Annotated in this window: 10 protein-coding genes; 8 read left to right on the forward strand and 2 right to left on the reverse strand. The window is 66.4% G+C overall.

Translation table 11 applies throughout. The annotated features are described in order from the left end of the window. Nucleotides 1-2 precede the first annotated feature (2 nt). The 3 genes from metH to CDN36_RS06240 all read left to right on the forward strand — a co-directional run bounded on the left by metH (nucleotide 3) and on the right by CDN36_RS06240 (nucleotide 4,362). Nucleotides 3-2,804 (forward strand): methionine synthase, encoded by a 2,802-nt coding sequence (gene metH / locus CDN36_RS06230; RefSeq protein ID WP_287496311.1) that lies wholly within the window; start codon nucleotides 3-5, stop codon nucleotides 2,802-2,804. Nucleotides 2,805-3,169: 365 nt separating this feature from the next. After that, a complete protein-coding gene (locus tag CDN36_RS06235; RefSeq protein ID WP_150554170.1) occupies nucleotides 3,170-3,880 on the forward strand; it encodes an MgtC/SapB family protein in 711 nt (236 codons plus the stop codon). Nucleotides 3,881-4,023: 143 nt separating this feature from the next. Next, nucleotides 4,024-4,362 carry a hypothetical protein gene (locus CDN36_RS06240; protein WP_150553950.1) on the forward strand — a complete coding sequence of 113 codons (339 nt, stop codon included), beginning with the start codon at nucleotides 4,024-4,026 and terminating at the stop codon, nucleotides 4,360-4,362. A gap of 222 nt (nucleotides 4,363-4,584) precedes the next feature. Here CDN36_RS06240 and CDN36_RS06245 read toward each other — a convergent pair whose 3' ends face one another. Further along, complete coding sequence (locus CDN36_RS06245; protein ID WP_287496255.1) at nucleotides 4,585-4,902, reverse strand: DUF1840 domain-containing protein; 318 nt, start codon at nucleotides 4,900-4,902, stop codon at nucleotides 4,585-4,587. A gap of 160 nt (nucleotides 4,903-5,062) precedes the next feature. Between CDN36_RS06245 and argS the strand changes: the two genes are divergently transcribed. The 5 genes from argS (at nucleotide 5,063) to CDN36_RS06270 (ending at nucleotide 10,945) form a co-directional block, all read left to right on the forward strand. Beyond that, on the forward strand, nucleotides 5,063-6,826 hold the full coding sequence (gene argS / locus CDN36_RS06250) for an arginine--tRNA ligase (protein ID WP_287496256.1): 1,764 nt from the start codon (nucleotides 5,063-5,065) through the stop codon (nucleotides 6,824-6,826). A 64-nt stretch (nucleotides 6,827-6,890) separates the two neighbouring features. After that, nucleotides 6,891-7,571 (forward strand): SPOR domain-containing protein, encoded by a 681-nt coding sequence (locus tag CDN36_RS06255; protein ID WP_287496257.1) that lies wholly within the window; start codon nucleotides 6,891-6,893, stop codon nucleotides 7,569-7,571. 245 nt (nucleotides 7,572-7,816) lie between these two features. Then, entirely contained in the window at nucleotides 7,817-8,515 is a 699-nt protein-coding gene (locus tag CDN36_RS06260) for a thiol:disulfide interchange protein DsbA/DsbL (protein ID WP_150553954.1), read from the forward strand. Between the two features lie 46 nt (nucleotides 8,516-8,561). After that, nucleotides 8,562-9,377 carry an SDR family oxidoreductase gene (locus CDN36_RS06265; RefSeq protein WP_150553955.1) on the forward strand — a complete coding sequence of 272 codons (816 nt, stop codon included), beginning with the start codon at nucleotides 8,562-8,564 and terminating at the stop codon, nucleotides 9,375-9,377. A gap of 248 nt (nucleotides 9,378-9,625) precedes the next feature. Continuing rightward, nucleotides 9,626-10,945 carry an MFS transporter gene (locus tag CDN36_RS06270; protein WP_150553956.1) on the forward strand — a complete coding sequence of 440 codons (1,320 nt, stop codon included), beginning with the start codon at nucleotides 9,626-9,628 and terminating at the stop codon, nucleotides 10,943-10,945. A gap of 126 nt (nucleotides 10,946-11,071) precedes the next feature. Here the strand turns inward: CDN36_RS06270 and CDN36_RS06275 are convergent, their stop codons facing one another. Continuing rightward, nucleotides 11,072-12,154, reverse strand: coding sequence for an MBL fold metallo-hydrolase (locus CDN36_RS06275; protein ID WP_287496258.1), 1,083 nt, complete (start codon nucleotides 12,152-12,154; stop codon nucleotides 11,072-11,074). Nucleotides 12,155-12,211 lie beyond the last annotated feature (57 nt).

Genomic DNA, 12,211 nt, shown 5'->3' on the forward strand with positions numbered 1-12,211 from the left:
CGATTGCCAGAAATCCCGGCGCGCCGCCACACCGCCGCGCCACTCACCGAACGGATTCGCCCATGAGCCAAACGCCCTTCGCAACGCCAGTGCAGCCAATGCGCCTGTCCGGCCTCGAGCCCTTCAACATCGGCGAGGGCACGCTGTTCGTGAACGTCGGTGAGCGCACCAACGTCACGGGCTCGAAAGCGTTCGCACGCATGATCCTGAACGGCCAGTTCGACGAAGCGCTGGCGGTCGCCCGCCAGCAGGTCGAAAACGGCGCCCAGGTCATCGACGTCAACATGGACGAGGCCATGCTCGACTCGAAAGCCGCCATGGTGCGCTTTCTGAACCTGATCGCCTCGGAGCCCGACATCGCGCGCGTGCCGATCATGATCGACTCTTCCAAGTGGGAAGTGATCGAGGCGGGTCTGAAGTGCGTGCAGGGCAAGGCAATCGTCAACTCGATCTCGCTCAAGGAAGGCAAGGAAGCGTTCGTGCATCACGCCAGACGCATCCGCCGTTACGGCGCGGCCGCCGTCGTCATGGCCTTCGACGAGCAGGGTCAGGCCGACACCTACCAGCGCAAGATCGAGATCTGCGAGCGCAGCTATCGCGTGCTGGTCGACGAAGTCGGCTTCCCGCCCGAGGACATCATCTTCGATCCGAACATCTTCGCGGTCGCCACGGGCATCGAAGAGCACAACAACTACGCGGTCGACTTCATCAACGCCACGCGCTGGATCAAGGCGAACCTGCCCGGCGCGAAGATCAGCGGCGGCGTGTCGAACGTGTCGTTCTCGTTTCGCGGCAACGACATCGTGCGTGAAGCGATTCACACCGTGTTCCTGTATCACGCGATCCAGGCGGGCATGGACATGGGCATCGTCAATGCCGGCCAGCTCGGCGTGTACGAAAACCTCGACCCCGAACTGCGCGAGCGCGTGGAAGACGTGGTGCTCAACCGGCGCGAGGACAGCACCGAGCGGCTGCTCGAGATCGCCGACCGCTACAAGGGCGGCGCGCAAAAGCGCGAAGAAAACCTGGAGTGGCGCAATCAGCCGGTCGAGGCCCGGCTCACGCACGCGCTCGTGCACGGCATCACCACGTTCATCGTGGAAGACACCGAGGAAGTGCGTCAGAAGATTGCCGCCGCCGGCGGTCGCCCGATCCAGGTGATCGAAGGCCCGCTCATGGACGGCATGAACGTCGTGGGCGACCTGTTCGGCGCGGGCAAGATGTTCCTGCCGCAAGTGGTGAAGAGCGCTCGCGTGATGAAGCAGGCCGTGGCGCACCTCGTGCCGTTCATCGAGGAAGAAAAGGCGCGCATGGCCGCCGCCGGCGAAGACGTGCGCTCCAAGGGCAAGATCGTGATCGCCACGGTCAAGGGCGACGTACACGACATCGGCAAGAACATCGTGACCGTCGTGCTCCAGTGCAACAACTTCGAAGTGGTGAACATGGGCGTGATGGTGCCGTGCGCCGAGATACTCGCCAAGGCGAAGGAAGAAGGCGCGGACATCATCGGCCTGTCGGGCCTCATCACGCCGAGCCTCGAGGAGATGGCCTACGTCGCCTCGGAAATGCAGCGCGACGAGTACTTCCGTTTGCGCAACATCCCCCTGCTCATCGGCGGCGCGACAACCTCGCGCGTGCACACCGCCGTGAAGATCGCGCCCAATTACGACGGTCCCGTGATCTATGTACCGGACGCCTCGCGCTCCGTATCGGTCGCCTCGAACCTGCTCTCGGACGAGGGCGCGGCGCGCTACCTTGAAGAGGTGAAGGCGGACTACGAGCGCGTGCGCGCGCAGCACGCGAACCGCAAGGCCACGCCGATGGTCTCGCTTGCTGCCGCGCGCGAGAACAAGTTCAAGGTCGACTGGTCGAGCTACGTGCCGCCCAGGCCGAAGTTCATCGGCCGCCGCGTCTTCAAGAATTACGATCTGGCCGAACTCGCCGAATTCATCGACTGGGGGCCGTTCTTCCAGACGTGGGACCTCGCCGGCCCGTACCCCGCGATCCTCAACGACGAGATCGTCGGCGAGTCGGCGCGCCGCGTGTTCTCGGACGGCCGCGCCATGCTCAACCGTCTGATCCAGGGCCGCTGGCTTACCGCCAACGGGGTCATCGCGCTGCTGCCGGCGAACGTGGTGAACGACGACGACATCGAGATCTACACCGACGAGACGCGCGCCGAAATCGCGTTCACGTGGCATAACCTGCGCCAGCAGAGCGAGCGTCCAGTGGTGGACGGCGTGCGTCGCCCGAACCGGTCGCTTGCCGACTTCATCGCGCCGAAGGACAGCGGCGTGGCCGACTACATCGGCGTGTTCGCCGTGACGGCGGGGCTCGGTGTCGAGGCCAGGGAAGCCGGCTTTCTCGCCGATCACGACGACTACAGCGCGATCATGCTCAAGGCGCTGGCCGATCGCCTGGCCGAAGCGTTCGCCGAGCGCATGCACGCTCGCGTGCGGCGCGAGTTCTGGGGCTACGCGGCCGACGAGCAGCTCGACAACGACGCGCTCATCAAGGAGCAGTACGTCGGTATTCGTCCGGCGCCCGGCTATCCGGCCTGTCCGGAGCACTCGGTCAAAGGGCCGATGTTCCACTACCTGCAGGCTCACGAGATCGGCATGAGCGTGACCGAGTCGCTTGCCATGCTGCCCGCGGCAAGCGTGTCGGGCTTCTATCTCTCGCATCCGGACAGCACCTATTTCAGTGTCGGCAAGATCGGCCCCGATCAGCTCGAGGACTTCATGGAACGCACGGGCGTGGATGAAGCCACGGCGCGACGTCTGCTCGCGCCGCAACTGTCGTGACGCGAGGGCATCGTCCCTGAGTGGCGCCCGGTTGGGCGAGCGACTTTCGCCCGACCGGCCCGGATGCCATAATCGCGGCGGCGTCGGCCGCTGAGGCGGCACGACGGCAACGTGGCGGCGCAGTAGCCGGCACGTCGGCGGCTCGCACACGGCGGCGCCCATCGCCCTGCGTCCCGCTGCGCGCTGCGCGCTGCCCCGTGTCATGCCCGATGTCATGCCCGATGTCACGCCCCTGTCGCGCGCGAAGCGTAGTGTCCCGCCCGACCGGCCGGCGCCGGCCCACCGGGCACATCGGAATCGCCCGCGCCCATGAAAGTCTTCGGCCGCCTGCCGGCTCGCTCATTTCGAGACGTTCCATGCACGCACTGCAAAGCATTCAGAATTTCCAGCTCGTCCCTCTGCTCAACACGGCCGTGTCGCTGTTCGTCGCATTCGTGCTCGGCACCATCATCGGCGTGGAACGGCAGGTGCGCCAGCGCACCGCGGGCCTGCGCACCAACGTGCTCGTGGCAGTGGGCGCGGCGGCGTTCGTCGATCTGTCGATGCGGCTCATGCCGGGCGACACGCGCGTGATCGCATACGTGGTCTCGGGCGTCGGCTTCCTCGGCGCGGGCGCGATCATGAAGGACGGCGCTTCGGTGCGCGGCCTGAACACCGCCGCCACGCTATGGGGCTCGGCGGCCGTAGGGGCCGCCGCGGGCGCGAGCCTGATCGTCGAGGCGTGTGTGGTGGCGGCCTTCGTGCTCGCGGCGAACACGCTGCTGCGTCCGGTCGTCAATCGCATCAATCGCGCACCGATCAACGAGGCAACGTCCGAGGCGACCTATGCGCTGTCCGTCATCTGCGCGCGCGCCACGCAACGCGAAGTGCTCGACAAGGTCGAGGCGTGGCTCGAGGCGTCGAACTATCCGGTGCGTGCGCTCGATATTCATCCGTTCGGGGAAGCGGAAGTCGAAATCGAAGCGCTGCTGTTGCCGACGGCTGTGAAGGCGGGCGAACTCGATGCGCTCACCGACCATCTCGAAACGCTGCCCGGCGTGAACCAGGTCTTCTGGTCAAGCCGCTCGGACGACTAAAAAGAAGTCGAATTACAATCCATTACAAAGGCTTACAGCACCGCCGCAAGCGGCTTCTTAGACTGGAATCTCACTGACGCAAGTGATGCCTGCACGATAGTCGTTCCTTCGGTGTGCAGCGCAAAGCAAAAGGAGTCCATCTGATGAAGAAGCTGATTACCTCGATTGCAGCCCTGACCCTTGCCGGTGCTTCCGCACTGAGTTTCGCCCAAGGCGCCGCGGGCGGTGGCGCCGCAGGGGGTGGCGCCGCGGGCCCTGGCGGGGGCACCACGACGGACCCGTCGACGCCGATGCCCAGCCAGGCCTCGCCGACGTCGCCTCAGGCGCCGAGCCCGAGCGCGCAGACCATGACGCCGTCGGACCCGCACCCGAACTCGAAGGCGCAGAAGCAGCGTCACAGCACGAAGAAGACCCCGAACAACGGCAACACGGGCAACGGCGGCACCAACGCTCCGGACAACGCGCCGGGCCGGGCCCAGTAAGCCCATCCCGCATCATCCCCCCCTTAGCCCCGGATCGCCGCGCCGGCCATCCGGGGCACGCAAAAAAAAGCAGGCACGCGATACGCGGCCTGCTTTTTTTGATGCGTCAGACGGACGCCTCAGACGAATGCCTCGCCCGTGCGCGACCCGACCGGCGTCGCCTGCGGCCCGGACGCTGCGCGTCCGGCGATGCGGCGCTCCCCCGAAGTCGGCCCGGCTTCCTCAGGTCTCCCACATGACGGCGACTTTCTGCTTGTGGGCTTCGCGCAGCATGTCGAGCAGCGGGTAGGCGCGCTGGGCCAGCCGCAGCCGCTCGTCTTCGTCGCGCTCCTCGGCCTTCTTGCCCTCGCTCTCCTTCTTGGCCGCAGCGTTGTCCTCCGCGATGGCGGCTTCGAGCTTCGCGATCGCTTCGGCCGTTTCGTCCTCGCCGATGGCGCCGCGCTCGCCGAGCCTCTTGCCGACCACGCCCAGCAGGTACTGCGCGAGGTTTTCCAGCATGGTGATATTGGGCGAGGCTTTGGACTTGAACGTTACCAACATGGTTGTCTCCCTGTTCGCGTTATCACCGCCGCTCGCCCCCGCCGTCACGCAATGAGGGGCAAGACGGGCACCGTGACTTCATCATACACCTGTTAAAATCCGGTGCTGACGATTCAATTGCCCGTCCGGCAGCGTCCGGACGCATCCGAAACACCCGCCAATGCTACCCGCACAAAAGAATGCTCTCGTCGCGCTGATCGGCGACGCCGTCGCCGGTCTGATGCCGACGGACGGCACCGCGCCCGCCGCGCCGGCCATCCTGCTCGAACGCCCGAAAGTCGCCTCGCACGGCGATCTGGCCTGTAACGTGGCGATGCAACTCGCCAAGCCGATGCGCGCCAATCCGCGCGAGCTGGCGCAGAAGATCGCCGACGCAATCCTTGCCGACAGCCGCGCCGGCGGTCTCATCGATGCCGTCGAGGTCGCGGGTCCCGGCTTCATCAACCTGCGGCTGGCCAACGCCGCCAAGCAATCGGTGGCCCGCGCAGTCCTGACCGAGGGCGCCGCCTTCGGCCAACGCGCCGCCGGCCGCGACACCGCCCCGGTGCTCGTCGAGTTCGTCTCGGCCAACCCGACCGGCCCGCTGCACGTGGGCCACGGCCGTCAGGCCGCGCTCGGCGACACGATCTCGGCCCTGCTTGCCACGCAGGGCCGTGCGGTGCATCGCGAGTTCTACTACAACGACGCCGGCGTGCAGATCCAGACGCTCGCCACGTCCGTGCAGGCGCGCGCGCGCGGCCTCAAGCCGGGCGACGCCGCCTGGCCGGAATCGGCGTACAACGGCGACTACATCGGCGACATCGCGCAGGACTTCCTCGCTCGCAAGACCGTGCAGGCCTCCGACGGCGAGCCCGTCACGGGCAGCGGCGACATCGAGGACATCGACTCGATCCGTGCGTTCGCCGTGGCCTATCTGCGTCGCGAGCAGGACATCGACCTGCAGACCTTCGGCGTGATCTTCGACCAGTACTACCTCGAGTCGTCGCTCTACGCCGACGGCAGCGTCGAGCGCACGGTACAGGCGCTCGTCGACGCCGGCGTGACTTACGAGCAGGAAGGCGCGCTGTGGCTGCGCACTACCGACTACGGCGACGACAAGGACCGCGTGATGCGCAAGTCCGACGGCACGTACACGTACTTCGTGCCCGACGTCGCCTATCACACGCGCAAGTGGGACCGCGGCTTCCATCAGGTCATCAACGTGCAGGGCTCGGACCACCACGGCACCATCGCCCGCGTGCGCGCCGGCCTTCAGGCGCTGGGCATCGGCATCCCGAAGGGCTATCCCGACTACGTGCTGCACAAGATGGTCACCGTCATGCGCAACGGCGAAGAGGTGAAGATCTCCAAGCGCGCAGGCAGCTACGTGACCGTGCGCGACCTGATCGAGTGGTCGGGCGGCATCACGGCCGAGACGCCGGTGACGGACCCCGCCGAGCGAGAAGCCGCGCTGCGCCGCGGCCGCGACGCGGTGCGCTTCTTCCTGATTTCGCGCAAGGCCGACACGGAGTTCGTGTTCGACGTGGACCTCGCGCTCAAGCAGAACGACGAGAACCCCGTGTACTACGTGCAGTACGCGCATGCGCGCATCTGCTCGATCCTCACGCAATGGGGCGGCGACGAAGCACGGCTGGCCAGCGTCGAACTCGCGCCGCTCGACAGCGAACGCGCGCTCGCGCTGCTGCAACTGCTCGCCGAGTATCCGGATATGCTCACGCGCGCGGCCGAGGAGTTGGCGCCGCACGCCGTGGCCTTCTACCTGCGGGACCTGGCGGGCGCGTTCCACTCTTTCTATAACGCCGATCGCGTGCTGGTCGACGACGAGACCATCAAGCATGCGCGTCTGGCGCTGCTCGCGGCCACGCGTCAGGTGCTGCGCAACGGCCTCGCCGTGCTGGGTGTCTCCGCCCCGGCCAAGATGTAAGCCAGTTTTCCACCCACTCCGAACGGCAAACGCATCGGAACTCTGTAAGGACGGAATCGACTCGATGGCAAACACACGTCGACCACCCCGCCAGCGGGGCGGTACTTTCCTGGGCATCGTGCTCGGCCTGATCGTTGGGCTGGCCGTTGCCGTCGTCGTCGCGCTCTACATCACGAAGACGCCAACCCCGTTCGTCGAAAAGACGCCGCCGCGCCCGGCCGAGAATTCGCCGGCCGCGCAGGCGCCGGACCCGAACAAGTCGCTGCAGCCGCGCACGCCGCTGCCTGGCGCCGCATCGGGCCCGGCCGCACCGGACGCGGCCACCTCGCCGCTGGTGCCGGGCACGCCGGTCACGCCGCCCGCGGCCTCGAGCCCGTCCGCACCGCCCGCGCCCCCTTCGCAGCCGGCCCAGACGAAGCCGTCGCCGGCCGACATCCTCAACGGCAAGTCGACCGTGCCCGTCGCCCCGCCGACCACGCCGCCGGCGAGCGCCACGGACAACGCCAACACCGGGTACTACCTGCAGGTCGGCGCCTTCAAGTCGCAAAACGACGCCGAGCAACTGCGCGCCAGGCTGGCCCTCTCGGGCTTCGAGGCGAAGGTCACGCAGCGCGACGCCAACGGTCTCACGCTGTATCGCGTGCGTCTCGGACCGTATGGCAAGCTCGACGAGATGAACCACGTGCGTCAGCGCCTGCAGGACGGCGGATACGACACGGCGGTCATCCGTTTCACCAAGCAATAAACGCAAAAGGCGTTGCACCACACGGGCAACGCCTTTTGCTTCAGGGCCGACAGACTGCGCACGCAGCACAAATCCGTAAAACGCTGCATCATGCGATGGGGTTTGCGGCGCATGCCGGGCGTTGAACCCGGCAGGGCATTGCCGGTCATACACGCTGGCGAATGCGCCTGAATCCGGGATCTGGTTTCACGCGGACGCAGCCAGGCCGGGGGCCGGCGCGTGCGCTTCACACATCGACAACGATCATGAAAAAACTTCTTGGTGCCGTTCTGATTTCTTTCGGTTTCCTCTCCGGCGCGGCCTCGGCGTCGCCCGAAGCACCGGTCGCGGGGACCGACTACCTGACGATTCCGCAACAACCGCTCTCGGCCGGCGCGGGCAAAATCGAAGTCACCGAGTTCTTCTGGTACGGCTGCCCGCATTGCAGTGCGCTCGAGCCGTCGCTCGAAGCGTGGGTCAAGAAGCAGGGCAAGGACGTGGTGTTCAAGCGCGTGCCGGTCGCCTTCCAGAGCCGCTTCGAGCCGCACACGCGCATGTTCATCGCGCTCAGCACGCTGGGCAAGGAAGCCGAACTCACGCCGAAGGTCTTCAACGAAATCCACGTGAGGCACAACTACCTGCTCACCAAGGACTCGCAAGCCGACTTCCTCGCACAGTTCGGCATCGACAAGACGGCTTACGGCAACGCTTATGACGCGGCCGGCAAGCCGTCCATGATGCGCAAGGAATCCGCCGTGGACATCGCCAACAAGACGTGGCAAAACTACAAGATCGACGGCGTGCCGACGATTGCGATCCAGGGCAAGTACCTGGTTTCGCCGGCCACCTCGGGCGAGGCGCTGCAAAAGGCGGGCAAGCCGGCCACGACCGAGCAGCAGACGTTCGACGCCGCGCTCAAGACGGCCGACTCGATCATCAACCAGATCCGCGCGAAGAAGATGTAAGCTTCGCCGCTCACAAAGCCCGGCCCCGGCCGGGCTTTTGCGTTATATGGCCACACATACGACATCACCGAAGGTTTTCATCACCGGCGCCTCGAGCGGGCTGGGCGAGGCGCTCGCGCGCCACTACGCCGCGCAGGGCGCCATTCTCGGACTGGTCGGGCGGCGTGGCGACAGGCTCACCGATCTCGCCGCCACGCTGCCGCACCCGCATGCCGTGCATTGCTACGCGCTCGACGTGCGCGACGCGCTCGCGCTGCGCGCGGCCGCCGAGGACTTCATCGCGCGTCATGGCGTGCCCGACATCGTGATCGCCAACGCGGGCATCAGCCACGGCGTGCATACCGAAGACGCCGCCGATCTGCCGCATTTCGCCTCCGTCATGGACACCAACTGGATGGCGATGGTCGCCACGTTCAGCCCGTTCGTCGCCGGCATGCGCGCGCGCAGGCGCGGCACGCTCGTGGGCATCGGCAGCGTGGCGGGCGTGCGCGGACTGCCCGGGCATGGCGCGTACAGCGCCTCCAAGGCCGCCGCCATGACGTACCTGGAGAGCCTGCGCGTGGAGTTGCGGGCCGACAAGGTCGCCGTCGTGACGATTGCACCGGGCTACATCCGCACGCCGATGACGGATGGCAATCCGTTCCCGATGCCGTTTCTGATGGACGCCGACAAGTTCGCGCGCAAGGCCGCCGGCGCGATCGCACGCCGCAGGCGTTTCGTGGTATTGCCGTGGCAGATGGGCGTCGTCGCATGCCTGATGCGCCGCCTGCCGCGCTGGCTCTACGACATGCTGTTCGCCCGGGCGCCGCGCAAGCCGCGTGTGTCGGAGCGCAAACGCGACGCAGCGCCGCCCAAGCCGTAGGAACCGTTTGGCCGCGGCAGGTGCGCCTCGCCGGCGGCCGGCAGGTATTTCCCGCGCCGCGGAAACGCCGGCCGCGGGCGGAATATTGACCCGTTGTGGTGCATTGCGAACCTGCGCTAGAGTGAGTCCGTAACCTGAAAAGAGGTACACACGACGTTAAACCGGACTTGCCGCCACAGAGCGGACGGATGCCGACGGCCAACCCTTTGCATCCCTATCCGACGGCGGCGCCCCAACAGGAGAGGCACATGCAGGCAACCCCCACGAGCACGCCGGTCATCGATCCGGCGCTGCGACGTAAGGCCGTGATCGGTTCTACGCTGGGCAATGCATTCGAGTGGTTCGACTTCACCGTCTACGGTCTTTTCGCAGTCGTCATCGCAAAACTCTTCTTCCCCGCCGAAAACGACACGAACTCGCTGCTCGCGAGTGTGGCCTCGCTCGGCGTGGCGTTCTTCTTCCGACCGATCGGCGGCCTGGCGTTCGGCCTGTACGCCGACCATGCCGGGCGCAAGTCGGCCCTCTCGATGATGGTGCTGCTCATGGCGCTGGGCACGGGCCTGATCGGCATCGCGCCCACCTACGCCACGATCGGTTTCGCCGCGCCGCTGCTGATTCTGCTCGCGCGCGTGATCCAGGGCTTCTCGGCCGGCGGCGAGTTCGGCGGCTCGACGGCCATGCTGATCGAATTCTCGCCGCCGCATCTGCGCGGCTTCTACGGCAGTTTCCAGATGTGTTCGCAGGCGTTGGCCGTCGCGCTGGCGGGCTTGTGCGCCTACGCGCTCAACACGGGGCTGACGAAGGAGGCGCTCGAATCTTGGGGCTGGCGTCTGCCGTTTCTGTTCGGGATTCTCATCGGGCCGGTGGGCTTCTACATTCGCCGTCGCATGACGGAGTCGCCCGAATTCCTCGCGTATGCCGCGGCGCGCGAACCCGCGCGCCGCACACCGCTCGCCGACGTCTTCTCGAAGCACTATCGCTCGCTGATCGCCGGCTTCGGTCTGACGGTCGCCGCAACGACGTCGTTCTACGTCACACTGATCTACACGCCGATCTACGCGGTCAAGCAGCTCGGCCTCACGCAGGGCGCGGCGAGCCTGTCGACGTTCATCGCCGCCATGCTCATCGCCGTGCTGTGTCCGCTCACGGGCTGGATTTCGGACCGCGTGGGCCGCAAGCCGCTGATTCTGCTGTTCGTGCTGTTCTACGGTCTGACGTCGTTCTGGATGTTCACGCGTCTGCACGGCGCGCCCTCGATGGGCAATCTGCTGCTCGCGCAGATTCTCCCGGCCATCTGCATGGGCTTCGTGTGGGGCGCGTTCCCGACGGCCGTCACGGAAGTGTTCCCCGTGGGCGTTCGCTCGACGGGCGTGTCGATTCTCTACAACGTTTCGGTGATGCTGTTCGGCGGCCTCGCGCCGTTCTGGATCACGTATCTGATCAAGGCCACGCAGGATCCGCTGGCTCCGGCGTATTACATCCTGCTCACGGTCGGCATCAGCCTGCTGACGTATGGGCTGCTCGGTCGCGACGGCCGTCACGTGCCGGTGTCGGCAAAGCACGCATAACGCCTATCGCGCGCATTCCGCGCATCCAGCCACGCGCCGGCTCACACCGGCGCAGGCCTGCGCAATGAACGCCGCCCCGGGGACATCCGTCGCCGGGGCGGCGTCTCGTCTGATGGCTTCGCGCCGTTACGCGGGAGAGAATCGCCAGACGCCCTTTTCGTCGCGCTCACGCCTGAGTTCGCCGGCATGCCAGAGCAGATGCAGGTGAGCGAGCGCCTCGCCCATGGCGAAGGTGGTCTGATGCGCGTCGAGCTTGCGGTGAAACATGATCGGCACGATGTCGCCGGCGCTTTGCGGCGCCCGGGCACACGCCTCGCGCACTTCCTGCAATCGCGCGGCGTGGTGATCGCGCAGTTGGCGGATGCGCGTGTGCAGCCCGGTAAACGGACGGCCATGCGACGGCAGCACGAGACAGTCCTCCGGCAATTCGAGATAGACGCCGAGCGAGTCGAGGAATAGCTGCAGCGAGTTGGCCTCGGGCTCGATGTCGAACACGCTGACGTTGGTGGAAATGCGCGGCAACACCATGTCGCCCGAGATGAGCAGGTTGTGTTGCTCGGAGTACAGCGCCATGTGTTCGGGCGAATGCCCATAGCCCGCGATCAGGCGCCAGTCGCTGCCGCCGACGCGCAGCGTGTCGCCATCGCGCAACCGGAAGTAGCGCGATGGCACTTCGGGCACGAGGTCGCTGAAGTACGTCTTGCGATTGCGGATCTGGTCGATCATGGCTTCGTCGGCAAGACCATGCGCAATGAAGTGCGCGACCGCGAAGTCGCCGCCCGCATTGGCGGCATTGTTGTTGTCGCCGGCGGACATCAGCCGTCCCCAGGCATAGTCGCCCAGCGACATCGCCAGACGTGCCTGCCAGCGCCGCTTGTCGCCGCCGTTGCAAATCCAGTGCGCGAGGCCGAGGTGATCGGGATGGCAGTGCGTGACGATCACGCGCAGTACGGGCTCTCCCCCGAGCGCGTTGTCGAACACCTGCTCCCAGTACGCTTTGATCTGCGCATGCGTGATGCCGCAGTCGACCACGCTCCACCCTTTGACGCCATCGATTTCGTCGCGCAGCAGCCACAGGTTGATGTGATCGAGCACGAACGGCAACGGCATGCGCACCCAGAAGACGCCGGGGGCGACTTCGTGCACGGTGCCGCCGTCGGGCAGAAAATCGCCAAGCGGGTAATTCAGTTGTTGTTCGAGGGCATTCACGGGGACCACGCTCCAGATGGGCTTGTTCTCTTGTGGGTGCGGCGGCGCGCTCGGGCT

This window comes from Pandoraea sp. CB10b_02, from assembly GCF_002216225.1.
Taxonomy (GTDB): domain Bacteria; phylum Pseudomonadota; class Gammaproteobacteria; order Burkholderiales; family Burkholderiaceae; genus Pandoraea; species Pandoraea nosoerga.